21 protein-coding genes and 1 pseudogene are annotated in these 26,137 nt (G+C 59.6%); 19 read left to right on the top strand and 3 right to left on the bottom strand.

Going from position 1 to position 26,137, the window contains the following annotated elements:
* The first annotated feature begins 10 nt into the window (after positions 1–10).
* The 16 genes and pseudogenes from DNK06_RS17135 to DNK06_RS17060 form a co-directional block, all read left to right on the top strand.
* Positions 11–1,528, top strand: coding sequence for a sigma-54 interaction domain-containing protein (locus DNK06_RS17135; protein ID WP_131181201.1), 1,518 nt, complete (start codon positions 11–13; stop codon positions 1,526–1,528).
* An 87-nt stretch (positions 1,529–1,615) separates the two neighbouring features.
* The gene (locus DNK06_RS17130; RefSeq protein WP_131181200.1) at positions 1,616–1,756 is read left to right on the top strand and encodes a type VI secretion protein; all 141 of its coding nucleotides are present in this window, start codon (positions 1,616–1,618) and stop codon (positions 1,754–1,756) included.
* Positions 1,757–1,773: 17 nt separating this feature from the next.
* A complete protein-coding gene (gene tagH / locus DNK06_RS17125; protein WP_131181199.1) occupies positions 1,774–2,970 on the top strand; it encodes a type VI secretion system-associated FHA domain protein TagH in 1,197 nt (398 codons plus the stop codon).
* Positions 2,971–2,975: 5 nt separating this feature from the next.
* Positions 2,976–3,476 (top strand): type VI secretion system lipoprotein TssJ, encoded by a 501-nt coding sequence (gene tssJ, locus DNK06_RS17120; RefSeq protein ID WP_131181198.1) that lies wholly within the window; start codon positions 2,976–2,978, stop codon positions 3,474–3,476.
* A 2-nt stretch (positions 3,477–3,478) separates the two neighbouring features.
* A complete protein-coding gene (gene tssK / locus DNK06_RS17115) occupies positions 3,479–4,810 on the top strand; it encodes a type VI secretion system baseplate subunit TssK (RefSeq protein ID WP_131181197.1) in 1,332 nt (443 codons plus the stop codon).
* Positions 4,811–4,815: 5 nt separating this feature from the next.
* Complete coding sequence (gene icmH, locus DNK06_RS17110; protein ID WP_131181196.1) at positions 4,816–5,691, top strand: type IVB secretion system protein IcmH/DotU; 876 nt, start codon at positions 4,816–4,818, stop codon at positions 5,689–5,691.
* 13 nt (positions 5,692–5,704) lie between these two features.
* On the top strand, positions 5,705–9,232 hold the full coding sequence (gene tssM / locus DNK06_RS17105) for a type VI secretion system membrane subunit TssM (protein ID WP_131181195.1): 3,528 nt from the start codon (positions 5,705–5,707) through the stop codon (positions 9,230–9,232).
* Positions 9,232–9,960, top strand: coding sequence for a PP2C family protein-serine/threonine phosphatase (locus DNK06_RS17100; RefSeq protein ID WP_131181194.1), 729 nt, complete (start codon positions 9,232–9,234; stop codon positions 9,958–9,960). The genes tssM and DNK06_RS17100 overlap by 1 nt, the downstream gene beginning before the upstream one ends.
* Positions 9,957–10,964, top strand: a complete 1,008-nt coding sequence (locus tag DNK06_RS17095) for a serine/threonine-protein kinase (protein ID WP_165493652.1) — start codon at positions 9,957–9,959, stop codon at positions 10,962–10,964. Before DNK06_RS17100 ends, DNK06_RS17095 begins: the two co-directional genes overlap by 4 nt.
* A 21-nt stretch (positions 10,965–10,985) precedes the next feature.
* Positions 10,986–13,055 (top strand): type VI secretion system Vgr family protein, encoded by a 2,070-nt coding sequence (locus DNK06_RS17090; RefSeq protein WP_131181193.1) that lies wholly within the window; start codon positions 10,986–10,988, stop codon positions 13,053–13,055.
* Between the two features lie 17 nt (positions 13,056–13,072).
* Complete coding sequence (tla1, locus tag DNK06_RS17085; protein ID WP_131181192.1) at positions 13,073–13,891, top strand: toxin Tle1 chaperone Tla1; 819 nt, start codon at positions 13,073–13,075, stop codon at positions 13,889–13,891.
* Positions 13,888–14,412, top strand: a complete 525-nt coding sequence (gene tli1a / locus DNK06_RS17080) for a Tli1a family immunity protein (protein ID WP_131181191.1) — start codon at positions 13,888–13,890, stop codon at positions 14,410–14,412. The genes tla1 and tli1a (DNK06_RS17080) overlap by 4 nt, the downstream gene beginning before the upstream one ends.
* An 80-nt stretch (positions 14,413–14,492) precedes the next feature.
* Positions 14,493–14,957 (top strand): Tli1a family immunity protein, encoded by a 465-nt coding sequence (tli1a, locus tag DNK06_RS17075; protein WP_242674690.1) that lies wholly within the window; start codon positions 14,493–14,495, stop codon positions 14,955–14,957.
* Entirely contained in the window at positions 14,942–15,502 is a 561-nt protein-coding gene (tli1a, locus tag DNK06_RS17070) for a Tli1a family immunity protein (protein WP_131181189.1), read from the top strand. The genes tli1a (DNK06_RS17075) and tli1a (DNK06_RS17070) overlap by 16 nt, the downstream gene beginning before the upstream one ends.
* The gene (locus DNK06_RS17065; protein ID WP_131181188.1) at positions 15,487–18,102 is read left to right on the top strand and encodes a T6SS phospholipase effector Tle1-like catalytic domain-containing protein; all 2,616 of its coding nucleotides are present in this window, start codon (positions 15,487–15,489) and stop codon (positions 18,100–18,102) included. The genes tli1a (DNK06_RS17070) and DNK06_RS17065 overlap by 16 nt, the downstream gene beginning before the upstream one ends.
* Positions 18,038–18,422 (top strand): annotated as a pseudogene (locus tag DNK06_RS17060) (PP2C family protein-serine/threonine phosphatase); the annotation flags it as partial. The gene DNK06_RS17065 and the pseudogene DNK06_RS17060, both read left to right, overlap by 65 nt.
* A gap of 149 nt (positions 18,423–18,571) precedes the next feature.
* On the opposite strand, the gene DNK06_RS17055 reads toward DNK06_RS17060, so the two are convergent.
* The 3 genes from DNK06_RS17055 to DNK06_RS17045 all read right to left on the bottom strand — a co-directional run bounded on the left by DNK06_RS17055 (position 18,572) and on the right by DNK06_RS17045 (position 22,140).
* Positions 18,572–19,519, bottom strand: coding sequence for an aldo/keto reductase (locus tag DNK06_RS17055; protein ID WP_131181187.1), 948 nt, complete (start codon positions 19,517–19,519; stop codon positions 18,572–18,574).
* 163 nt (positions 19,520–19,682) lie between these two features.
* Positions 19,683–20,747: an NAD(P)-dependent alcohol dehydrogenase gene (locus DNK06_RS17050; protein WP_131181186.1), complete on the bottom strand. Its 1,065-nt coding sequence runs from the start codon at positions 20,745–20,747 to the stop codon at positions 19,683–19,685.
* A 502-nt stretch (positions 20,748–21,249) separates the two neighbouring features.
* Entirely contained in the window at positions 21,250–22,140 is an 891-nt protein-coding gene (locus DNK06_RS17045) for a LysR family transcriptional regulator (RefSeq protein ID WP_131181185.1), read from the bottom strand.
* 142 nt (positions 22,141–22,282) lie between these two features.
* On the opposite strand from DNK06_RS17045, the gene DNK06_RS17040 reads away from it, so the two are divergent.
* The 3 genes from DNK06_RS17040 to DNK06_RS17030 all read left to right on the top strand — a co-directional run bounded on the left by DNK06_RS17040 (position 22,283) and on the right by DNK06_RS17030 (position 26,107).
* A complete protein-coding gene (locus DNK06_RS17040) occupies positions 22,283–23,665 on the top strand; it encodes a glutamine synthetase family protein (protein WP_131181184.1) in 1,383 nt (460 codons plus the stop codon).
* Between the two features lie 218 nt (positions 23,666–23,883).
* On the top strand, positions 23,884–25,161 hold the full coding sequence (locus DNK06_RS17035) for an NAD(P)/FAD-dependent oxidoreductase (RefSeq protein ID WP_131181183.1): 1,278 nt from the start codon (positions 23,884–23,886) through the stop codon (positions 25,159–25,161).
* 190 nt (positions 25,162–25,351) lie between these two features.
* Positions 25,352–26,107: a gamma-glutamyl-gamma-aminobutyrate hydrolase family protein gene (locus DNK06_RS17030; RefSeq protein ID WP_131181182.1), complete on the top strand. Its 756-nt coding sequence runs from the start codon at positions 25,352–25,354 to the stop codon at positions 26,105–26,107.
* Positions 26,108–26,137: the final 30 nt, after the last annotated feature.

Here is a 26,137-nt window from a genome sequence, read left to right as displayed (position 1 = left end):
GGTGGGTGTGATGTTCACTCAGGTGCCTCAACCACTGGCCTATGCTGAAGCTCTGCTGGCTCAGTTCGCCAGTCTGTCGCGGGCCGCGGACGGCGCAGGGTTAGTGGGTGACTTCGTGCGTGGGCTGACCGAGCTCAGTGGTTGTGAGTTGGCGCAGTTATACCTGCTGGATGCCACCCATACCTGCCTGGGGATTCATGCCGAGTACCTGAACGGCATCCTGCAGCCTCGCAAGGCGGCAGGCCTGCCGGCTGATTACAACGGTGAGCAACTGCTGCAGTTCGCCCTGTGCCAGAACCGCGTGGTTTGTCTCAGTGACCTGAGCAGCAGTCTGCACGAAACCAGTTTTCTACCGACCCAGACTGCGCCTTGGCAATCTCTGCTCTGCGTGCCGTTGGTCAACCAGCAAAAGGCTGTCGAAGGTTTGCTGCTTTGCGCCAGCCGGCGAAATCTTGAGCTGCAAGGCTTTGCCGATTCTCTTGGTCAACTTGGCTCGTTCGTGCTTGGCCAACTGCATTTGTTGCGACGTTTGCGTCAGCCAACCAATGAGTTACGGCCTGCATCAGCGAGTGTGCCAAGCACTAGCGGTTACGGCCTGATCGGCAAGAGCGCCAGCATACGTCAGACCTACTCGATGATCAGCAAGGTTCTGCACAGCCCCTACACGGTGCTGTTGCGCGGCGAGACAGGCACTGGCAAGGAAGTGGTCGCCCGGGCGATTCATGACTTTGGGCCGCGTCGGTCTCGCGCGTTCATCGTGCAGAATTGTGCCGCATTTCCGGAAAGCCTGCTCGAGAGCGAGCTGTTTGGCTATCGCAAGGGGGCATTTACCGGGGCCGACCGCGACCGTCCAGGGCTGTTCGACGCTGCCAATGGCGGCACTCTGCTGCTCGACGAAATCGGCGACATGCCGCTGTCACTGCAAGCCAAGCTGTTGCGTGTACTGCAAGAGGGTGAAATACGTCCGTTGGGCTCCAACGACACTCACAAGATCGACGTACGTATTCTCGCCGCGACGCATCGAGACTTATCGATGCTAGTGCGTGAAGGCAAGTTTCGTGAGGATCTGTATTACCGTCTTGCGCAGTTTCCCATTGAGTTGCCTGCTCTGCGTCAGCGCGAAGGCGACGTTCCCGATTTAGCCCGGCACTTCGCTGATAAGACCTGTGAGTTTCTGCAGCGTGACGCGGTGCGGTGGTCGGATGCCGCGCTCGAGCACCTTTCCACTTACGCATTTCCCGGCAATGTGCGCGAGCTCAAAGGCTTGGTCGAACGCGCCGTTTTGCTGTGCGAAGGCGGCGAGCTGCTGGCCGAGCATTTCTCTCTCGGGACACACGCCGTGCCTGAAAGCAGCAGTCTTAATCTGCGCCAACGGCTGGAGCAGGTAGAGCGTAGTTTGCTGCTCGATTGCCTGCGCAAGAATGACGGTAACCAGAGTCTTTCCGCTCGTGAGCTCGGCCTGCCGAGACGCACGCTGCTCTACCGCCTCGGGCGCCTGAATATCAACCTGGGTGAATTCAATGGGTAGGCAAGAGCACCCAGTTTCACCTCGTCCGCTTCTAGCTGCGCCATCCCAAAGGTTCGGCACTTTGTGCTTATTTCTGGAGACCCCCTGATGCCTGTTCGTCACTGGCAAGCCTTCCTGTTGACACTCGTCGTGCTATGCGGCCTTGGCGGCTGCAGCGGCAATTACAAATTCAACGACAACACCTATCGCCCTTTGGGTGATCCGCAGGCGGTCAATCGCGGCAAGTGACCGCAAGGAGCATCATCATGGAGCTGGTTTTCGAAATGCTGAACACCAAGCAGTTCGTGCCCACGGAGTTGTGCCAGAGGACTTTCAAGCAGGCTGGTGGCGTCATTGGCCGGGGAGAGGACTGCGACTGGATCATCCCTGACCGCAAGCGGCACCTGTCTAACCACCATGCGGTGATCAGCTACCGTGAAGGCACTTTTTTCCTGACCGATACCAGCAGTAACGGTATCCAGGACAGCGCGAACGGTGCACGCCTGCGCAAAGGGGAGGCAGTACGTATCGAGCACGGCAGCGTGTATGTTCTGGGTGATTTCGAGATTCGTGCGCGCCTGGTTCGCGATCCGGCGACTTTCGACATTGAAGTCGGTCGCCCACAAGCCGCTGGCAGCATCATCCCGGACGATGCGTTTCTGGATCTCGACCCGCTGAACGCCCTTGATCAGCAGGAGCGTGTCTACTCGGAGATCGAGGAGCTGATTTCACCGGCTACGGTAATCGATGACAGCCGGCAGCGTGCCGACTATGCACGCATCGATATGGAAAGCCTGTTGGTGCCGGAACTGACCGAAGCCCCGAAGAAAGCTGAACCTGCCCCCCCACTTGCGCCGGTCGAGCGCCAGTCTGACGGCTTCTGGGAAAAGTTTGCTGCCGTACTTGGCGCGGATCTTAGCGGTCTCGATCACGATGCCAAAGAAGCGCTGGCGTTGAATGCAGCACGCCTGCTCAGGCAAAGCGTAGCCGGTTTGCAGCAGAGCCTGCGTACTCGCAGCGAACTCAAAAAAGAATTACGTCTTGCTCAGAGCACGGTACAGGGTACTCAGAAAAACCCGCTGAAGTTTGCTGTCGATACCGGTGAAGCGCTGGACATTTTGTTGCAGCCGAACAAGCCGGGGCAGCTACCGGCCGAACAAGCGATATCCCGTGCATTCCGCGATCTGCAGGCCCATCAGGTGGCCTTGTTGATGGCCAGCCGTGCCGCTGTTCGCGGCACTCTGGAGCACTTCTCGCCACAACAGCTCACCCTGCGTTTCGAGCGCGACAACAAGCCACTGTTCGCCACATCCGGCAGTCGCTGGAGAGCCTATGGGCGCTATCACCAGGCGTTGCGCGAGGATGATGACTGGAGCGAGCGCCTGCTGGCACGCGACTTCGCCCAGGCCTATGAAGAGCAGATTCGCCTGATTTCCACCCTCAATACTGACCACCAAGGATGATGCGCATGGTTCGTCGTTCGACTGCTTTATTCAACACGCTGACTGCGCTGACCGCCGTGATACTCCTGGCCGGCTGCTCGACACTGTCGCCGTATTCCCACATCACCAAGCTCAACCTGAAGCTTACGGCCAGCGACCAGCTGAACCCTGACCTCAATGGACGCCCGTCACCGATCGTTGTACGCCTGTTCGAACTCAAACATCCGGTAGCGTTCGAGAACGCAGACTTCTTCAGTTTGTACGAGCGGGCCAAGGAATCCCTGGCTCCGGATATGGTCGCGACCGAGGAGCTGGAGCTACGTCCGGGGCAAACCGTTGAGCTCAAGCTAAGCGTTGAGGAGGGCAGCCGTTACGTCGGTGTCCTCGCCGCCTATAGAGATCTGCCAGAAACAAAATGGCGCTATACGCTGCAAGTCGCTCCGCTACAAATCACCGACGCCGACCTGACCCTCGACCAGAGCGGCATTCGCAATAGCCATGATTCGATCGCCAAGGCAGGTGACTGAACATGAACTCTCATAAAGTCATTTGGCAGGAAGGCATGCTGCTGCGTCCGCAGCACTTCCAGCACAACGATCGTTACTACGATCACCAGATGAAGACCCGTACCCAGTTGCTGGGCAGCTACACCTGGGGTTTTCTCAACCTGGACATCGACCTGCAGTTCCTCAACATGGGCAAACTGGTCGTCAGCCAGGCTTCCGGAATTCTTCCGGACGGCAGCCTGTTCGAACTGGGTGGCAACACTGAACCGCTGGCTCTCGACGTGCCACCCAACACAGGTAACACGCCGATCTATCTGGCGCTGCCGTTGGTCACTGGCAACCACATCGAAGCGCGTCGTCCGCAGCAGTCCGATGTGCTGGCGCGATATACCGCGTATGAAGCAGAAGTGGCCGACTCCAATGCCGGTGATGACTCCACAAGCCAGGTCAGCTGCGGTCGTCCTGACTTCAGACTGCTACTCGGCGAGCAGCAGAGTGACCAGGCTTATGTGAAGCTGAAAATCTGCGAAGTGCTTGATGCCACGCCAGACGGTGTGATCAGTCTCGACCCCGACTTTGTACCAACGTACATCCAGGCGCACGCTTCGAGCTACCTGCTTTCTTGTCTCAAGGAAGTCATCAGCATGCTCAGCCACCGGGGCGACACCATCGCCGAGCGGATCCGATCCAACGGCAAGGTGGGAGGGGCAGAGGTCGGTGACTTCATGATGCTGCAACTGATCAACCGCACCGAACTGCTGCTGCGTCACTACCTCGGCCTGGAGCAGGTGCACCCGGAAGAGTTGTACCGCACGCTGCTGACCATGCTCGGCGATCTGGCGACCTTTTCCAGCGATAGCAAACGACCGCGCCTGGATAGCCGTTATCAGCACAGCGATCAGGGCGCCAGCTTCCGCAAGTTGATGGAGGCGATCCGTCAGGTGTTGTCGATGGTGCTGGAGCAGCACGCCATCGAGTTGATCCTGCAAGCCCGTCAATACGGCATCATCGTATCGCCATTGCACGATCACAAACTGCTGGGCACTGCCTCGTTCGTGCTGGCTGCCAGTGCCAATTGCGACTCCGAGGAACTGCGCCATCGCCTGCCGGCGCACCTCAAGGTCGGCCCGGTGGAGCGTATCCGGCAACTGGTCAACCTGCATCTGCCAGGTATCAAGGTCAAACCCTTGCCGGTGGCCCCGCGGCAGATCGCGTTCCACTCCAACAAAACCTATTTCATCCTCGAACTCAGTTCCGAAGACCTGGCGCAACTCGAGCGCTCCGGCGGCTTCGCGTTCCACGTATCCGGTGAATTCGCCGAGCTTGAACTGAAATTCTGGGCCATAAGGAACTGATCGACATGCTCAAGGACACGGAATACAACCAGGACGACAAGACCGTCCTGCTCGATCGTCAGGGCCAGGGCCCGGCATCGAGTCCGCTAACGGACTTCGCTGCGCCGCCACGCTTCGAGCAATTGGAAGAGCGCATGATCTACGCTGCACGCCTGCGCCCGGCCGAAGCGTTCAATATCAGCCTTAACTCGCTGGTAGCCGCAGCCTCCGAGCTCTTGTCCGAAGTCGTGCGCCTCAAGCACAGCGACACTCGCGAAGACCTGTATGCGCTCAACGAGCGACTGACTTCCGGGTTGAAACTGTTTGAAGTACGCGCCTTGCACAACGGCGCCGAAAGCAGCCAGGTAATGGCTGCCCGTTATGTGTTGTGCACCGTGGTAGACGAAGCGGTTGTGACTACGCCATGGGGCAACGAAAGCGAGTGGTCGCAGATGAGCCTGCTCAGCAGCTTCCACAACGAAACCTTCGGTGGCGAGAAGTTTTTCCAACTGCTTGATCGACTCTCGAAAAACCCGGTCAAGCATCTGCCAATGCTGGAGTTGATGTACCTGTGCCTGTCCCTGGGCTTTGAAGGCAAATACCGGGTGCAAGCGCGCGGCATGCTCGAGCTTGAAGGTATTCGCGATGCGTTGTATCGCCAGATCCGTCAATTGCGCGGTGATGTACCACGTGAGCTATCGCCGCATTGGGAAGGACTGAACGATCAGCGTCGCAGCTTGGTGCGTATCGTGCCCGCGTGGATGGTGGTGCTGTTCACTTTCGTCTGCCTGGTGGTGATGTATTCCGGCTTCGCCTGGGTGTTGGGCGAGCAGCGAGACACCGTTCTGCAACCTTATCAGCCGTTTGACCAAGCTGTGGTTCAACCGCAGTCGCAGCCGTAAACAGGGACGTGTAATGAAAAAGTTTTTCAAGAAAGTCGGTGCGTTCTTGCGTAAGACATGGGTCTGGACGCTGCTGCTGGTACTGTTCGTTGCGTTGATGGTGTGGTTCGTCGGGCCTTTGTTGGCAGTCGATGACTACAAGTTCTGGGAAAGCTCGACCTCCCGTCTGCTGACTATCAGTGTGCTATTCCTGATCTGGGGCCTGACCATGGTCTTTGTCAGTTGGCGCGCCGGTATTCGCAAGAAAGCCGATGAAGAGAGCGAGGATGGCCAAGACCGTATCCGCCGCGAAGAACAGATCGACGAAGAGCAGAAAGAGTTAAAGGCGCGTTTCAAGGACGCTCTGAAAACCCTGAAGACCTCGAGTCTGTATCGTGGCCGCAGCGAACGCTGGCGCAACGACCTGCCGTGGTACCTGCTGATTGGTTCGCAGGGCAGTGGCAAGACCAGCCTGCTGGACTTCTCGGGCCTTGAGTTTCCGATCAACAAGATCGAACGCAAACTGACCCGCGACACTTTGGGCACCCGCTACTGCGACTGGTACTTCGCCGATCACGGCGTGCTGATCGATACCGCCGGCCGGTACCTGGGCCAGCCGGATGCCGAAGTCGATGGCAGTGCCTGGAGCACGTTGCTCGACTTGCTGCGCAAGCGTCGTCGCAACCGTCCGTTGAACGGCGTGCTGGTGACAATTCCGGTGGAAACCCTGTTGAGCGGCAGTGAACAGCACCTCGAGACCTTGGCTCGACAGGTACGTGCACGCTTGCAGGATGTACATCAGAAACTGCATGTCGACGTGCCCGTCTACCTGGTTTTGAGCAAGGCTGATAGCCTGCTGGGCTTCGACGAGTTCTTCGATCAACTGACTCGCGAAGAAAGCGATCAGGTGCTCGGTACCAGTTTTCGCAAAGACCAGAATGGCACCGATGTAGCTGTGCTGCGCAGCGAGTTTGAAGAACTGCTGCGTCGTCTGAACAGCCAGGTGATCATGCGCATGCACCAGGAGCGTGACACCCAGCGCCGCGGCCGGATCCTCGACTTTCCACATCAGTTGGGGCAGATCGGCGAGCGTCTGTGCCTCTTCGTCGATATGGCGTTCACCGGTAACCGCTACCAGCGTGCCAGCCAATTGCGCGGTTTTTATCTGACCAGTGCACCGCACCTGACTGGGGAGATGGACGCTACCACCGCTAGCATCGGTGCCAATCTGGGCATGAACTCTGGTGTGCTACCAACACTGCGCAGCGGCCGCTCACGATTCATTCACCACTTGCTCAGTCGGGTGATTTTCCCCGAGGCCGATCTTGCTGGCCTGGACAAGCGCGAGCGCAGCCGCATCCATTGGGGGCAGCGTGCGTTGTACGTAGGTGCTCTGGCAGCATTAGCGCTCTTCGGCGTGCTCTGGGCTGGCGGTTTCTCCGCGAACTACGAGCGCCTGGAGAAGCTGCGCAATCTGGCGCAAACCTGGACTCAACAGCGTTCGGCCCTGTCTACCCGCGATGACTCCATGGCGGCTCTCAAGATGCTGGACACCAGTTACGCCGCGACGAAGGTGTTCCCGGAAAAAGGTGACGTGGGATATCACGAGCGCGGTGGCCTGTATCAGGGCAAAGAGGTCAACGCGGTAGTCACGACCGCCTACGCGCGTCAACTTGAAGAGCAGTTGTTGCCGCGGGTTGCAACCCTGCTGGAAGGGCAGGTTAGGGCCAACACGAAGAACCGTGATCGCCTGCTCAACAGCCTGCGTGCGTACCTGATGTTGAACATGAAAGACCGCCGCGACGAGCAATGGCTCAAGGAATGGGTCGCCATTGAGTGGTCCCAGCGTTACAGCGGCAACACTGCAGTACAAAACGGTTTGAACGGCCACTTCGAGCGCTTGCTGAAACAGCCGTTTATTTATCCGCTTAATGAACAGCTAGTGGCGCAGGCGCGGCAGATCTTGCGTAGCGAATCCCTGGCCAACGTGGTTTACCGGATGCTGCGCGAACAGGCTCGCAATTTGCCGGAATACCGTTTGGATCAACACCTCGGCCCACAGAGCTCGCTGTTTTTTGGCACCAATTACGTGATCCCTGGCTTTTATACCCAGCAGGGGTATCAGCAGTATTTCTCGGTACAGGGCTCGATGCTGGTCACCGATATCCTGCGAGACAACTGGGTCTTGGGTGAAGGCTCGGGCCTCAGCGCGATGGACATGCGCCGTTTGATGGTTGAGCTGGAACAACTTTATTTTCGTGACTACGCGAACTACTGGAGTGAGGCGGTCGGCCAAGTTGGTCTGATAGCGGCCAATGATTTTGGCGAAGGTGCGGAGCAGTTGGCAGGCCTGACTTCAGCCAATTCGCCAATCCTCCAACTGCTGGTAGAAGTCCGGGAAAACACCCGGTTCCCCGCAGTCGCCGACTCGGTAGAGGAAGCCGCCGATGCGGCAGGGCAATTGGGAGAAAAGGGCGGAAATCTAGGGAAAATGGCAGTTGCTGTGGCAGGTAAAGCGTCTGAAGAGTTGGCGAAAAAACTGCCAGATACCGCGAGGATGTCTCTGCAAAGTCGCTTCGAGCCACTGCATCGTCTTCTGGATGATAACAACGGCCCGACCGCTGATTTGATCCCTGCGCTGGCCGCCCTCAATGACCTGCAAATGCAGGTGGCCAGCCTGGCCCGTGCCAGTGCGCCGGAGCAAGCGGCGTTTGAAATGGCCAAGACCCGCATGGGTGGCCAGCGTGATGCGCTGAGCGCCTTGCGCAGTTCGTCCAGCCGCCTGCCGCGTCCTGTAGGCGGGTGGTTCAACGTACTGGCTGAGGATACCTGGCGACTGGTGCTCAGCGATTCTTATCAGTACCTGAACCAGCGTTATCAGAGTGAGCTGTATAGCTTCTATGGTAAGGCGATCAGGCAGCGCTATCCCTTCGACGCTCACAGTACAAGCGACGTGGCTCTCAGCGACTTCCGCGAGTTCTTCAAGGCTCAAGGGATCGTTGATCGCTTCTTCGACAGCTACATGCGTCCATTCGTCAGCGGCGACCTGGGCAACTATCGCATGCGCAGCGTTGACGGATACAGCCTGCCCGTCTCCAAGGGGTATCTCGATCAGATGGCCGCCGCGGTGGTGATCCGCCAGAGCTTTTTCACCGACAACCCTGCCGAGCCGCAAGTACAGTTCAAACTGGAGCCTTACACACTTGACTCGGCAGTCAGCCGTTCCGAGTTCAAACTAGGCGACAAGACCATGGAATACCGCCATGGTCCGATCGTACCGGTATCGTTCAAATGGCCAACAGATGCCGAAGGTGGCCGTACCAGCCTGGTACTCGACAGAATGGTCGGCCGTCCATTGGGCATCGAAAAAAATACCGGCCCGTGGTCGCTGTTTCGTCTGTTCGACTTGATGCAGACCGAGTACCTGACCGGTCGTGATGTATTGGTACTCAAGGCAGATGTTGGCGGTCTGCGCGCCAACTACCTGTTGACCAGTCAGCGTACGCCGAACCCGTTCGACATGGGCGTACTGCGTACCTTCCGTATGCCGGTGCAGCTCTGATGCTGGTGAGCAGCCCCTGGCGCAGCGCTGCGCGTACCGATGCCGGTAAGGTTCGGGCGCGCAACGAAGACGCTTTCCTCGACTGCCCCCAGCACGGATTGTGGGTGGTCGCGGACGGCATGGGCGGTCATCAGGGGGGCGATATCGCCAGCCAGTTGATCGTTGCCAGCCTGGCGGACTTGCCGGTGCATGAGGACTTTGACGAGCGGCTTATAGCGGTTCGCCAGTGCCTGCACTGGCTCAACCGCCGCTTGGGCCAAGAGTTGACCGTCACCGCCGAGCGCCATGACAGCATCATGGGCAGCACCGTGGTGGTGCTGTTGGTGGATGGCAATCGCGGCGCCTGCATCTGGGCTGGCGACAGCCGTTGCTATCTGTGGCGTGGGCAGCGCTTGTATCAGTTGTCCAAGGATCATTCGCTGCAACAACAACTGATCGACGAGCAGCACATGAGCGTTGCCGAAGCCAAGGCTCATCCGGCCGCCCATGCGTTGACGCGTGCGGTCGGTGCTGCGGAGCAACTGGCCCTCGATGTACTGGAATTCGAGGTCTACCCCGGCGATGCGTTCTTGCTGTGCAGCGACGGTCTCTACCACGGCGTAAGCAGCGACGCACTCGGCAACGCGCTCAGCCTTACGGTGCCACACGTTGCGCTGGAGCGTCTGTTCGACGGCGCACTGCGCGGTTTGGCGCGGGATAACCTGACTGCCGTGGTAATCCGCCAATGACCGAGTTGGTGTCACCTCTCGACGACCTGCTGGTGGGCGATGAACAGGGTCGCGACCTGACGTACTTCGCCTTCGCCAAATCCCCTGACGCACCACCTGCAACGGCGCCGAGTCGAGCCAGCGTTGGCGAGATGCCCGAGGTGCTCGTCGGCCGGTATCGCATCGAGCGCCTGCTCGGTGCTGGTGGCATGGGCCTGGTTTACCGTGCCCGGGATTTGCTGAGGGAACAGTTCAGTGAGCCCGACCCGTGCATTGCGCTGAAAGTCCTCAGTGAAGAGTTCGCCGAATCGCCTGACGCCAGCGCCCTGCTGTACAGCGAGTTCGCCCTGACGCAGCGATTGCGCCACGACAACGTACTGCGTTTACACACCTTTGAAGTGGACACCGAATGCCAACGTGCCTTCATCACCATGGAATTCATGCGTGGGCTGACCTTGGACAAACTGCTCTGTGAGAGCCACCTGGGCATTCCATGGAAAGAGCTGCGCACACTCACGCTGCCGCTGCTCGACGCGTTGGCCCACGCCCATGCGCGCGGCGTGCTGCACGGCGACATCAAGCCGAGCAACGTCATGGTCAGCGAAGAAGGTGTGCGCCTGTTCGACTTTGGCCTGGGCCAGGCGCAAGAAGGTGTTCTGCACGGATTGCCGCAGCTGAGCCGCGACCGCTTCAAGGCCTGGACCCCCGGCTACGCCGCTCCGGAACTGCTGGATGGCCAACCGCTGTCCGCCAGCGCCGACGTGTATGGCGTGGCCTGCGTGATCTATGAACTGGCGGGTGGCAAACATCCATTCCGTCGTCTGCCCTCGAGCGAGGCGCGTGACGCACAGCTGGAGTGCGAACTGCACGCGCCCAGGCATTTGCCGAAACACTGTTGGCCAGCCTTGCGAACGGCGCTGGCGTTCGATCCCAAGCAACGAACCATCACGGCCCAACAGTTGCGCGATGCCTTGGGCGCCACCTCGTCCTGGCTGCAACGCCTGACTCACCGGCACAACGGATGACAACCGAACAGGGAGCACACAATGTTCAACCCTTCTAACGAAACACACTTCAGCCTCACCGTTGAAGACTTTGTGGGCGACCTGCAAGTGTTGTCGTTCACCGGCACCGAAGGCGTCAGCCAGCCCTATCGCTTCGACCTGGAACTGGTCAGCGAAAACCCGGATCTGGATCTGGAAGAACTCCTCCACAAGCAGGCGTTCCTGGGCTTCGATCCGCAAGGCAGTGGCATTCACGGTCAGATCTACCGGGTGGCCCAGGGCGATGCGGGCAAGCGTCTGAGCCGCTACACCGTATCGCTGGTGCCGCAATTGCAATACCTGCATCACCGCACCAACCAGCGTATTTATCAGCAGATGTCCGCGCCGCAAATCATTGCGCTCGTTCTGGAAGAGCATGGCATCAAGGGGAATGCCTATAGCTTCCAGCTTGGCCAGCCGTGCCCGGAGCGTGATTACTGTGTGCAGTACGACGAAACCGACCTGCATTTTGTGCAGCGCTTGTGCGAGGAGGAGGGCATTCACTACCACTTCCAGCACAGTGACGGCGGGCATCTACTGGTCTTTGGTGATGATCAGACCGTGTTCCCGAAGCTGGGGCAGCCGACGGCCTACGTGCAGGGCAGCGGCATGGTCGCCGACGAGCCCGTGATCAAGGGCTTCAAGTTGCGCCTGGAAACCCGAACCAGCCGCGTAACCCGTCGTGACTACGATTTTGAAAAGCCCAGGCTGCAGCTTGAAGCGGCCTACAAACCCAGCGGTGACAGCACCGAGCCGGATCTGGAGGATTACGATTACCCGGGGCGCTTTATCGAGCGCGCGCGTGGCAAGTTCCTCAGCCAGAGGGCGCTGGAGCGGCATCGTGCTGACTATCAGCAGGCCGAGGGGTGGGGCGATCAGACTCGTTTGGTGAGTGGTCATTTTCTAGAGCTCTCCGAGCATCCTCGTAGCGAGTGGAACGACCTTTGGCTGTTGACTGAGGTCTTTCACGAAGGCAAGCAACCGCAAGTGCTGGAAGAGTCGGTAAGCAGCGACACCACCAATGACAAGGACGATTTTCACCAGGGATATCGCAACCGTTTCCTGGCGACGCCATGGGATGTGTTCTATCGCCCCGCACTGCAGCACACCAAGCCCCGCGTCCTCGGCAGCCAGACTGCCGTCGTCACGGGGCCTGCTGGTGAAGAGATCCACTGCGACCAGTACGGTCGGGTGAAAGTACAGTTCTATTGGGATCGCGAAGGTCAGGCTGATGACAAAACCAGCTGCTGGCTGCGCGTTTCCAGCGGCTGGGCGGGTGATCGTTATGGTGGCATCGCCATTCCGCGTATCGGCATGGAGGTGCTGGTCACCTTTCTTGAAGGCGATCCCGACCAGCCACTGATCAGCGGGTGCCTGTACCACAAGGAAAATCAGGTTCCGTATCCGCTGCCCGCCAACAAGACCCGCACCGTATTCAAGACCCTCAGTTCCCCGGGCGGTGGCGGGTTCAATGAACTGCGCATCGAAGATAAAAAAGGTGCCGAGCAGATCTTCATTCATGCCCAGCGCGACTGGGATGAAAACATCGAGCACGACCAGAAGATTCGCGTCGGCAACGAACGTCACGACACCGTAGAGAAGAACACCTACACCGAGCTGAAGGCCGAAGAGCACCGCACCACCCATGCCGATCGCAAAGTCGAGGTGCGTACGGATGACCACCTGACCGTCGCACAAAACCAGCATGTGAAGTTGGGCACTGCACAACTGACCAACGCAGGGAGAGAAATCCATCTCAAGGCCGGGGAGAAGATCGTCATCGAAGCCGGGATGGAACTCACCATCAAGGCGGGCGGCAGCTTCATCAAGCTGGATCCGAGCGGCATCACCCTGATTGGCCCAACGGTAAGGGTGAACGCTGGCGGCTCTGCGGGTAGCGGTTCGGGTATCGGTATCAAGCCACCTGTGCTGCCGGGGATGGCGGATAAAGACAAGGCAGGGGAGGTGCCGGAACAGGTTCTCAGCAATTGCGTGGACAAGCCGCAGCAGGCGGTTTGCGAAGAATGTCTGCTCCGCGCGCAAAGCAAAGCCCAAGTGCTAGTCGCACGTTGAGAGGCATCGAAAAAACTATGAAATCCCCAGCCCGCACATGGCTAACCCAGCTTGGCGAACAGGCGGAACAAGCTCGCCTGCAGCATTTCGATCTGTTGGTCGATGCCAGCAACCTGCACTACCCACTGCTTTCACGCCTCGATGAAGTCGAGCAGCCCCCGGAAATTGCCAAGCTTCTACAAGGCACGCCAGAAGAGGCCATCGCAGACAAGGGACCTCTCCTGTTACGTGTAAGAGTCGATCAGCTCAAGCAACAGTCCTGGCTCGACGAATTGCTCGCCAGCAGAAATGCGCATCAGCATCTCCTGGCGCTACTCAGCCCTTGGCCCTTCACTCAGCTTGCCAGCCACCTGAGTCACTGCACCCAGGCCGAGTGGAACGATGGCAGAGGCAGTGGCCTGCTGCGCTTCTATGACCCGCGCATGCTGGTGCCCACCAGCGAAGCGCTGGATCCGCAGCAGATATGGTTCCACGCTCCGGTCATCGCCTGGCACTGGCAGGATCGTGACCGACAGCCGCGTAGCCTGCCTGGCAATCTCATGCGCCCTGCGGAGTTGCCCTCGCCGCTTCCGGTCTTGCGGTTGACGAGAGCACAGATGGCCAGCTTGTTCGCCTGGAGCGCTGCGGAAGATTATCGGCGTAGCTGGGGCGTGCAGCCACAGGACTACGGCATGGCCCAGCAGGAACTCTTGATGCGCCACCTGATGCACGGGCAGTTGGCGGCTAACCGTGAAGGGCTGCATGACTTCGACCAGCGTGACGCATTTGTCCGCGCCTGGCTGGCCGAAAACTCGCCGATTGCGCCACCTGCCGAAGAGGCCGAGGTGTGGGCATGATTCGCAGAGTTTTTGCCTTGGCCACACTTTTGGCTGCGTCATTGCTGACCGGCTGCATGTCCAGGGAAAGCGAGATGCTCGGTGCTCCTGTCGAAGGCTATAACCACACTTCTGCCGCTATCAACCGTTTCACTGTCAACGGTGCCGGAGGGCCGAATTTAGGCCCATACAGTGGTGGAGGTGGTCAGGTTTGTTGTGGCTCGGTGCCGCGTTATTGGCGACCTGGATTGAGGGCCATTGTGGAGTGGGAGAAAGATCCTTCTCCTCAAGGATATGCCAGCTGGCCTGAGCGGCTATATTCCGAAGCCTGGAATAAACGCATGGATGAGCACCGACGTCATTACACCCATCACCGCGCAGTTGTGGAAATACATCAATACGATAGGCCTGGCCCACTGAAGGTACATTTTCTTCCCTGTGACCAGATCAGGGTCACGGCTGCGGGAGTAACACCAAACCACCCTGATTATCCCTACAAGTTTCCACGCAAGATGGAGGATAAGGAATGTCCCAAACCTTGAACCGGACGTCCGCCCGTAACCCGATAAGGCGATACTCGTTCGCTGGCTTTTCGCTGGCGCTATTACTGATCAGCGGGTGTATGGCCAGGGAGTCCGAAATGCTCGGTGCTCCTGTCGAGGGCTATAACCACACTTCTGCCGCTATCAACCGTTTCACTGTCAACGGTGCCGGCGGCCCTAATCTAGGCCCATATGGTGGTGGGGGTGGCCAGGTCTGTTGTGGCTCGGTACCACGTTATTGGCGACCTGGGCTCAGGGCCATTGTGGAGTGGGAGAAAGATCCTTCTCCCCGAGGATACGGTAGTTGGCCCGAACGGCCATATTCCGAAGCCTGGAATAAACGCATGGATGAGCACCGCAGTCATTACACTCGTCACCGCGCAGTTGTAGAAATACATGAGTACGACAGTCCCGGCCCTCTCGTGGTGCACTTTCTTCCTTGCGACACCGTACGCGTCGCCGCCACTCCTATAGTCCCAGGCCATCCTGGCTATCCCTACAATTTTCCACGCAAGATGGAGGATACGGAATGTCCCAAAATTTGAACCAGACGTCCGCCCGTAACCCGATAAGGCGATACCCGTTCGCTGGTTTTTCGCTGGCACTATTACTGATCAGCGGTTGTATGGCCAGGGAGTCCGAGATGCTCGGTGCTCCTGTCGAGGGCTATAACCACACTTCTGCTGCTATCAACCGTTTCACTGTCAACGGTGCTGGCGGCCCTAATCTAGGGCCTTATGGTGGCGGGGGGGGACAGGTCTGTTGTGGCTCGGTACCACGTTATTGGCGGCCAGGGCTCAGGACCATTGTGGAGTGGGAGAAAGATCCTAATCCTCGCCCAGCTATACCACTTAAACGCAATAAGTATGGCTCTCTTGATCCAGATGACTACAAAAAACACGAGGCCAACTACACCCATCACCGGGTAGTAGTCGATATCCCCCAGTACCAAGAAGCCGGCACGTTGAAAGTGCATTTTCTTCCCTGCGATCAGGTCAGGGTCTCGGCGGACAATATTTTCTACGAGACCCCCGGCTATCCCTACAACTTTCCACGTAAGATGGAGGATACGGAATGTCCCAAACCTTGAAGCCACCGCCCGCCAGCGTATTAATTGCGCGCCCTTTCGAGCGTACGGGCCTACCAATCAGCTCATCGGAAGTTCTCGTTAATATTCGAGCTCAGGAAAGAGACGAGAAAAAGTTCTGGAGCAAGATGATTAGCGCCGCGGCAAAGCAAGGTGAAGAAGTACCCGAACCCTGCTGCAAAACCCTGCATATCAGCCTTTGCTTCGACGGCACCAATAACCACGAGCCTTCTGACTCTATTGCTGACCCGATATGTACGAGCAATGTGGCACGTCTGTTCCATGCAAGTGTTGAGAAAACAGAGGAAGGTTTTTTTCGTTACTACAGCCCAGGGGTGGGCACTGTCTTCGAGGAAATCAAAGAGTATCTACCTAGCCAAACCGGTTTGATTGGTGCCAGCGGTGGCGAAGATCGGATCAATTGGGGGCTTACTCGATTAATCGCAGCGCTCAAGGAAACTCTCAAAGGCGAAGGGCAGGAACCGCTTTCTCTTGGTCAGACGCAGGCATTGGTCGAATCCATGGGCACCAACTGGGCAGCTTCTGTGCTAAGCGGAGGGCTATTGGAGAACGGCACACGCAAGCGCAAGGCTGCGATACAGCCCTACGAGGACGAACTTGCCAGTTTGCTGGAGCAACGACGAAGCGCTGACGAGAAGCCGGAAATCCTGGCTCTGCGCCTCTATGTGTATGGCTTTTCCCGCGGGGCCGCACAGGCCCGTACTTTCGCCAATTGGTTGATGGAGCTGACGCGCCGGCAAAATGGTGAAGCCAGCGAATACCGTTTCGCCGGGCTGCCGATTTCAATCGAATTCCTCGGCTTGTTCGACACCGTGGCTGCTGTCGGCCTGGCTGACAGTGCACCTTTTGCCGCTGGCCATATGGACTGGGCCAGCGGCACCATGCGCTTACCGGATGAAGATCTGCAGCAGGCCTGCATGCCAACCGGCTTGCCTGAAGATTGCGGTTTTCTCAAACGCTGCGTGCATCTGGTTTCTGCCCATGAACAGCGCGCCAGCTTCCCGCTGGACTCCATTCGTCGTCGGGAAAAAAACGCTGATGGGACGCGCAATGACAAGCTAGCGTCCACCTATCGCAAAGACGCATGGTGGGAGTATGTCTATCCCGGTATGCATTCTGATGTAGGCGGTGGTTACCCACCTGGCGATCAGGGCAAGGCCAGAGGAGGCCAAGGGGAGCTGTTGTCACAGATCCCTTTGCACCATATGTACCGCTCGGCCTTTGCTGCGGGTGCACCGTTACAGGTTCCTAGCTCGGCTTTAAGCGATTCAGAGAAAGTAGAAGAGTGGCGCATCATGGAGCCGAAGACAGAAGTTGAGTTTTCTGTTTCTGAGGTGCTTGTTACCCGCTTCAACGCCTGGCAGCAACAAGCCGAGGCTGGATCACTCGAGGAGGTGATTAAGCGAGAGCAGGCCCTGATCACGGCCTGGCGTATCGACCGCTATGCCGGCGGTATCGACAAGCAAGGCTTTTACAGCCGTGTGAAAGGGCAGGACATGAGCGACGAGAAACAGGCCGCTCTGAAACGTCTGCATGCCCATAAACTGGCAGAAAATTCTGCAGCGGCTCAGGGCAAGGAGCTGCCTGTTCTTAGTGAGCGAGAACAGCAACAACATGAGGCTGATCTCAAGCTGGTTGGTGGCACTGACGCCTATACGCGCATCAACACAAACAAGACATTCGAGCCTGCACTGGATGACCGGCAACTACGCAGTGCCGCCGCGGAATTCAAGCGTGACTACACGCGTAGCTGGGGTGTTTTGGAGGACACATTCAAAGCGGGTGGTGTGCTCAACCTATTGCTCGGTGGCACCGTCTACCTTATGAACGAAGAAGACGAAGCCCAGGAATATGCCGAGCTTTACAAGAATGGAACCGAGCGTAATGGAGAGCTATTCGTAAGGGGCGTTATCGCCAATGGGCAACAAGCGCTAGTCGAGTTGTTCGATGAGCAGGTACACGATTCACGCGCCTGGTTCATGAACTCCTCTGGTCTTGGCGAGCGCGAGCCTTTCACTGACTACTTCCGCTACCGCCTGGTGCATTTCGACAATGAATCGAACAAGCGTCTGTCGGTACTGGCTAAGGGCGGCCGCGTGGTTGGCGTGGGTATTGCCTTGGCCAGCGTCGGGCTATCGGTCAAGAAACGAAACCCACGCTATTTGCTGGGCCTCTTCCTGCCGTCTTTAGCTACTCCTGTATTGACAGGCAGACCAGGCCTGCCTGATTTCCCGGAAATCAGCGCATTCGATCCATTGACCGGCATCGCACTGCCGATGATGCAGGGCATGGAGGCTGTACGTGCGTTTACTCAAAATCCAGGCGACATACTGGCTATGCTCGATGCCATGCCTTTACCTGTACCGCTTACCGAACAAACCGCCATTACGCCGGATCTGCAAACCATCTTCAAAGCCGCCGAAGCGGCGAAGGCGGTAAAAACCACCAAGGACTCTGGCGATATGAGCGGTTTGCTGGGGCAGGCCATGGACTTGATGGATAAGGACGATCCCAAACCAGGGCTGCCGCCTCCGGGTTGGCTGGATCAGGCCAAGGGTATGGCCAAGGAGCTTACCGGCTAGATGTGGAAACCCAGTAGAACGCCATGACAGCATCATGGGCAGCACCGTGGTGGTGCTATTGGTGGAAGGCATCGCGGCGCCTGCATCTGGGCCGGTGATAGCCGTTGCTATCTGTGGCGTGGGCAGCGTTTGTATCAGCTGTCCAAGGATCATTCGCTACAGCAGCAATTGATCGACGAACAGCGGATGAGCGTTGCCGAAGCCAAGGCTCATCCGCTGCACATGCATTAACGCGTGCGGTCGGTACTGCTGAGCAATGGATCTTTGATGTGCTGGAGTTTGAGATCCTGACGGTGCAGCACGTTGCGCTGGAGCGCCTATCCGCTGCACGCTCTGCGCGGGAACGCCGCTCAGGACGCTCCGCTTCCGCTATGTCGATGCATAGGGTGTGTTTCGGGATAGGGGGCGCGAAGCGCCCCAGGCTGCTTTCCCACGTAGAACGTGGGAGCGATCCGCTTCATCCCAGCGTTCAATACGCGCTGGCCTGGTTGAGCATGGTTACCTCGTCCTCGCTCAATTGCAGGCGAGTGGAGGCGACCAGGTCGGCCAACTGCTTGCTCGAGGTGGCACTGGCGATGGGCGCGGTGATGCTTGGGCGGGCGATCAGCCAGGCCAGGGCGACCTGGGCCGGTGTCGCGTCACGGGCTGCGGCGACTTCGTCGAGCGCCGAGAGGATGGTCACACCGCGTTCGTCCATATAGCCCTTGACCATCTCGGCGCGGGCACCGGTGATATCTTCGCGGGTACGGTACTTGCCGGTGAGAAAGCCGCTGGCCAGGGAGAAGTAGCTGATCACGCCGATGCCGAGTTCCTGCACTACCGGTTCCAGTTCTTCTTCATAGGTTTTACGTGCGTGCAGGTTGTAGTGCGGCTGCAGGCTCTGGTAGCTCGGCACGCCGAGACGCTGCGCCACCTGGTGCGCTTCGCGCAGGCGCTCGGCGCTGTAGTTGGATGCACCGATCACCCGCACCTTGCCCTGTGCGATCAGGCGGGAGAAGGCGCCCAGGGTTTCTTCCAGTGGTGTGTCCGTGTCGTCCTGATGGGCCTGATACAGATCGATATAATCGGTCTGCAGGCGCTTGAGCGAGTCCTCCACGGCTTTCTGGATGTAGTCTGCCTTGAGGCCTTTGCCGCCGTGGCCCATTTCCATTCCGACCTTGGTCGCCAGCACGATGCGCTCGCGCTTGCCGCTGCGTTTCAGCCATTTGCCGATGATGCTTTCCGACTCGCCGCCCTGGTGGCCGGGGGCCCAGGCCGAGTACATGTCGGCGGTGTCGATGAAGTCGAGGCCGTTGTCGACGATGGCGTCGAGCATGGCGAAGGATTGCGCTTCGTCCAGCGTCCAGCCGAATACGTTGCCACCGAAGGCGATGGGCGAGACCTGCAGGCCGGACTGACCGAGAGTGCGTTTGGACATCGAATGCTCCTCGAGTTGATGGGGCGTCAGCTTGTGACCGCCCGACGGCTTGCGAGGTTCGCCTGGTAAACGCCTTGCCCGCACGCATTCATGCCGCAGAAACGACACCGGCCCGGTTCGCGAGGGCGAGACCGGGCCGGTGGCGGGTGACGATTGGCCATCGTTACGCGGCGTGCTCGTCCTTGGCCAGGGAGGCCATGTCGATCACGAAGCGGTACTTCACGTCACTCTTGAGCATGCGCTCGTAGGCTTCGTTGATGTTCTGGATATCGATCATCTCGATCTCCGAGACGATACCGTGCTCGGCGCAGAAATCGAGCATCTCCTGAGTCTCGGCGATGCCACCGATCAGCGAGCCGGCCAGGCGGCGGCGCTTGAAGATCAGCCCGAACACTTCTGGCGACGGGTGCGGCGAATCCGGTATTCCGACCAGGGTCATGGTGGCGTCGCGCTTGAGCAGGCCGAGGAAGGCGTCCAGGTTGTGCGGCGCTGCGACTGTGTTGAGGATGAAGTCGAAGCTGTTGGCGTGAGCGGCCATCTCGTCGGCGTTCTTCGACACCACCACTTCGGCAGCGCCGAGGCGCAGGGCATCTTCACGCTTGTTCGGCGACGTGGTGAACAGCACCACGTGAGCGCCCATGGCGGCGGCGATCTTCACGCCCATATGGCCCAGGCCACCGAGACCGACCACACCGACTTTATCGCCGGGCTGGACGTTCCACTGGCGCAGTGGCGAGTAGGTGGTGATACCAGCGCACAGCAGCGGTGCGACGGCGGCCAGGTTGTCGGTATGGCTGATGCGCAGGACGAATTTCTGGTCGACGACGATGTTGTCGGAGTAGCCACCAAAGGTGTTTTCGCCACCGAATACCGGGCCGTTGTAGGTGCCGGTGAAGCCGCTTTCGCAATACTGCTCCAGCCCTTCGGAACAGGACGGGCAGCTCTGACAGCTGTCGACGATGCAACCGACGCCGGCCAGGTCACCGACCTTGAAGGCCGTTACATCGCTGCCCACTGCAGTGACCTTGCCAATGATCTCGTGGCCGGGCACCGATGGGTAAAGGGTGTTCTTCCACTCGTTGCGCACGGTATGCAGGTCGGAGTGGCAGACGCCGCAGTAGAGAATGTCGATCTGCACGTCGTTGCTACCAACGGCACGACGCTGGAAACGATGAGGCGCGAGAGGTTTGCTGGAGTCCTGGGCGGCGTAGCCGAGAATGGTGGTCATGAGCAATTCCTATCGTTTGCAAGGCGGCGGTTATGGCCGCGGGGGGATGGATAAGCGTAGTTCAGGATGGTTGCAGGTCGATTGCACAATCCTGCTGCGCTCTGTCCTGATCCTCCATCGCGCTCATGGCGCCTCGAGCGTTAACGATCAGAATGAACGTCCTGTTTACCTTGCGTAGGAGCCCCCGCTCCTGCGGTAGGCCGCGATGGTGTTTGTACCTTCTCCTGATCAGGCCCAAGGGTCTGTTGACGTTTCACGCACGGCCGCGCCGGAGCCCGTTTTGCCGCGAGGCAAGGCACGAGCCGCGAAGTTTAGTGGGCTAAATGAGCCGGCGAGAAACGCAGCATCGCGGCAAAACGGGCCCGGCCCTTCGGGTTGCGCGGGAAATCTCGCCATGCGTTGTTGGAGGACTTGGCAAGGGAACAACCATTCCCTGCGTCCTCCGCCTAGCCTGGCGAGATTTCTCGCGGCAACGCGGCTCGCGTTGAAACGTCAACAGACCCTAGCGCGTATTCAGCCGCGCCCGAAGCAGCGGCGTGAGCTGATCGAACAGGGTCTGTACCGAGCGCAGGGCCAGGCAATCGGGGCGTGTCAGCAGCCAAAGATCGGTATCGCAGTCGGCCAGCGCCTCGCTCAGGCGCTGCACGCCATCCAGGCTACGGGCCATGAAGTCGGGCAGGGCAGCGATACCAAGACCCGCCTGCACCAGCGTAGCTACCGCCGACATGCTGCTGCAGCGGTAGCGGGGCACCAGGCTGGGGTATACCTGATGCCGCCAGGTCACGGTGATGTGATCGGGCATGGAGTCGTCCGGAGCGATCCATGGCACCGAGGTGGGGGCCTGCAGGAAAAGCTCGCGGTGTTCGGGGCGGCCGCAGATGTAATAGGCGGTGTGCCCCAGTTGCCGGCCAACCAGGTGCTCGGGCGGTGCGTTGGACAGACGCAGGGCGATATCGGCGTCGCGACGGCTGAGGTTGGCGAAGGTATTGGTGGTCGCCAACTCCAGAGACAACGCCGGGTAACGCGGCATCAGTTCGGCCAGGCTGGGCAGCAGCAGGTTTTGCAGCACGGCGTCGGTGCAGGTCAGGCGCACGGTGCCACTGATGACTTTCTCGCCATGCTGCAGGGCAATGCGCGCGGCATCCAGGGCCTGCTCCGCACGTTCGGCCTGTTCGGCCAGGGCCTGGGCGCTCTGGGTCGGCATGTAGCCGCGGCGGCTTTTCTCGAACAACGCGACGCCGAGACTGGCCTCCAGTTTGCGGATGGCACGGAACACCGTGGAAACGTCCACATGCAGTTGTTCTGCGGCCCGCGCCAGAGAGCGCCCGCGCACCAGAGCGAGTACCAGGGCGAGGTCGGCATGGCTGATCTGGTATTGCGTCGATGCAATCATGAATTGTCTAAATGCCAGTATCGGTTGCGTATGCGCCCACTTATACTCAGGGCGTTGCCTAGAATCAAATACCCAGAATAAGAGGCGCCAGGCTCGTGAGATGTCTTCCTCGGGCGCGCCGAGCCAAAAGGAATGATTTTCCATGACTTCGGTTATCCCCCGTGTCGTCCAACTCAACGAGGCGAACACCTTTCTCAAGGATCACCCGGAGATTCAGTACGTCGATCTGCTGATCACCGACATGAACGGCATCGTGCGCGGCAAGCGTGTCGAGCGCGCCAGCCTGCACAAGGTCTATGAAAAGGGCGTCAATCTGCCTGCGTCGCTGTTCGCCCTGGACATCAACGGTTCGACCGTGGAAAGCACTGGTCTCGGCCTGGATATCGGCGACTCCGACCGTATCTGCTACCCGATTCCCGACACGCTGTGCAAGGAGCCCTGGCAGAAGCGCCCGACCGCACAGTTGCTGATGACCATGCACGAGCTGGACGGCAAGCCGTTCTTCGCTGATCCCCGCGAGGTCTTGCGTCAGATAGTGGAGAAGTTCGACGAACTCGGCCTGACCATCTGCGCGGCCTTCGAGCTGGAGTTCTACCTGATCGACCAGGAGAACGTGAACGGCCGTCCGCAACCGCCGCGTTCGCCCATTTCCGGCAAGCGCCCGATTTCCACTCAGGTCTACCTGATCGACGATCTCGACGAATACGTCGATTGCCTGCAGGACATGCTCGAAGCCGCCAAGGAGCAGGATCTGCCGGCCGACGCCATCGTCAAGGAAAGCGCCCCGGCGCAGTTCGAGGTCAACCTGCACCACGTCGAGGACGCGATCAAGGCCTGCGACTACGCCGTGTTGCTCAAGCGCCTGATCAAGAACATCGCCTACGACCATGAGATGGACTCGACCTTCATGGCCAAGCCCTACCCCGGTCAGGCGGGCAACGGCCTGCACGTGCACATCTCGCTGCTCGACAAGAAAACCGGCGAGAACATCTTCGCCACCGATGACCCGGAGCAGCACGCACCGCTGCGCCATGCCATCGCCGGCATTCTGGAAACCATGCCTGCTTCGATGGCGTTCTTGTGCCCTAACGTCAACTCGTACCGCCGTTTCGGCGCCCAGTTCTACGTGCCGAACGCGCCGAGTTGGGGCCTGGATAACCGCACCGTGGCGGTACGCGTACCCACCGGCAGCAGCGATGCCATTCGTATCGAGCACCGCGTCGCGGGCGCCGATGCCAACCCGTACCTGATGATGGCGTCGATCCTCGCCGGTATTCACCACGGCCTGACCAACCAGCTGGAGCCGGGCGAGCCGATCGCGGGCAACTCCTACGAGCAACTGGAGCAGAGCCTGCCGAACAACCTGCGCGATGCCTTGCGCGAACTGGACGACAGCGAAGTGATGAACAAGTACATCCGCCCGGAGTACATCGACATCTTCGTCGCCTGCAAGGAAGCGGAAATGCACGAGTTCGAGACGACCATTTCCGATCTTGAGTACAACTGGTACCTGCACACGGTCTGACGGAGCGGCGAGCATGACAGACATCACCCGCCAGGACTGGGAGCAGCGCCACTGCAGCCTGGATGTCGAGGCGGGTGCATGCGACCAGCCCGCTTCCTTGCCTGCCTTGACCGCCCGGAGGCTGTCACTAACGTAGCGCCTTGCCTAGCTCTGGCTCGCGATGTCTCGATAGGGTTCATATCCAGAGCGGAAACTTTGGAGTTTTTAGGGAGTTTCACATGACTCAACACGTCGACAGTTACTACGCCGCCTCGCGCAACCCGCGGGTCGACTACCCCACGCTCGGCGAATCCGTCGAGACGGATGTCTGCATCATCGGCGCCGGTTACACGGGCCTGTCCACGGCGCTGTTCCTGCTCGAGCATGGCTTTCGCGTCACCGTTCTGGAGGCCGCCAAGGTCGGCTTCGGTGCCTCGGGGCGTAACGGTGGGCAGATCGTCAACAGCTACAGTCGCGACATCGACGTCATCGAGCGTCAGGTCGGCGCGCGCCAGGCACAACTACTTGGCGAGATGGCCTTCGAAGGCGGGCGCATCATCCGTGAGCGGGTCGCCAAGTACGGCATCCAGTGCGACCTGAAGGATGGTGGCGTGTTCGCTGCCATCACCGCCAAGCAGATGGGCCACCTCGAGTCTCAGAAGAAGCTTTGGGAGCGCTACGGCCATACCCAACTGGAGCTGATGGACGAGCGCCGCATCCGCGAAGTGGTCGGCACCGACCGTTATGTCGGTGGCATGCTGGACATGAGCGGCGGCCATATCCACCCGCTCAACCTGGCCCTGGGTGAAGCCGCTGCAGTGGCGTCCCTGGGGGGCGCGATCTACGAGCAGAGCCCGGCCACCCGCATCGACCGTGGCCCGCAGCCCGTCGTGCACACGCCGAACGGTCAGGTGAAGGCCAAGTTCGTGGTGGTGGCAGGCAACGCCTACCTTGGCGGTCTGATGCCGGAGCTGGCGGCCAAATCGATGCCCTGCGGTACCCAGGTACTCGCCACCGAGCCGCTGTCGGACGAGCTTGCCCATAGCCTGCTGCCGCAGGATTACTGCGTGGAAGACTGCAACTACCTGCTCGACTACTACCGCCTCAGCGCCGACAAGCGCCTGATCTACGGCGGCGGCGTGGTCTACGGTGCCCGCGACCCGGCGGACATCGAAGCGATCATCCGACCCAAGCTGCTCAAGACCTTCCCGCAGCTCAAGGACGTGAAGATCGATTACACCTGGACGGGCAACTTCCTGCTGACCCTGTCGCGCCTGCCCCAGGTCGGCCGCATCGGCGACAACATCTACTACTCACAGGGCTGCAGCGGCCATGGCGTGACCTACACGCACCTGGCCGGCAAGGTGCTGGCCGAAACCCTGCGCGGCCAGGCCGAGCGTTTCGACGCCTTCGCCGGCCTGCCGCATTACCCGTTCCCTGGCGGGCGTTTGCTGCGCGTGCCGTTCACGGCCCTGGGCGCCGTTTACTACCAGTTGCGTGATCGCCTGGGGATTTAGCCTGTTGATGATGGGAGCAGCTTTCGTAGGGTGGACGACGCTTCACCTGCGCGGCCCGATCCGTCCACCATTGCAATAGTGGACAAAAAGAGCGTTGTCCACGTAGCGCCCAATTTGTCGTTCTATCCCGTGCTTCACGAGCAGATAAAGATTCGTGAACAGGTTTCAAGTCACATTGCGGAGAGTCAACATGACCCGTATGCCCCTGATCGGCGTTACTGCCTGCCGGCAGCAACTTGGTAAATACGATTCGCACACCGTCGGCGACAAATACGTCGAGGCGGCAGCTTACGCTGGCCTGCCGCTGGTACTGCCGGCGCGCAGCACGCCGAGTGATCCGCATCAACTGCTCGATCAACTGGATGGCATCCTGTTCACCGGTTCGCCCTCCAATGTCGAGCCACGCCATTACCAGGGCACGCCCAGCATCGAAGGCACTCAACACGACCCGCGTCGCGACGCCAATACCTTGCCGCTGCTGCGCCTGGCCATCGAGAAGGGCGTGCCGGTGTTCTGCATCTGCCGCGGTTTCCAGGAGCTCAACGTGACCCTCGGCGGCACCCTGCACCAGCGCGTCCAGGAACTGCCGGGCTATCTGGATCATCGTGAGCCGCAAAGCGAGTCGGTCGCCGAGCAGTACGCGCCGCAGCACGCGGTCACCGTACAGCCGGGCGGGGCGTTCGAGCGTATCGGCCTGCCGTCGCAGTTTCAGGTCAACTCCCTGCACAGCCAGGGTATCGATCGTCTGGCCGACAGCCTGCGTATCGAGGCCCGGGCGCCCGATGGCCTGGTGGAGGCGGTGTCGGTGCCGGATTCGCCCGGTTTCCTGATCGGCGTGCAGTGGCACCCGGAGTGGCGTTTCGCCGAAAACCCGGAGTCGCTGAAGCTGTTCCAGGCGTTCCGCGATGCATGCCAGGCGTATGCCCAGCAGCGTCAAGCGCGCTAAGCGTCTTCGAAGCCGGCGAGGGAAGGGCGG

The organism is Phytopseudomonas daroniae, assembly GCF_004327285.1.
GTDB lineage: Bacteria > Pseudomonadota > Gammaproteobacteria > Pseudomonadales > Pseudomonadaceae > Aquipseudomonas > Aquipseudomonas daroniae.
This window is presented reverse-complemented; position numbering and strand designations above follow the sequence as displayed.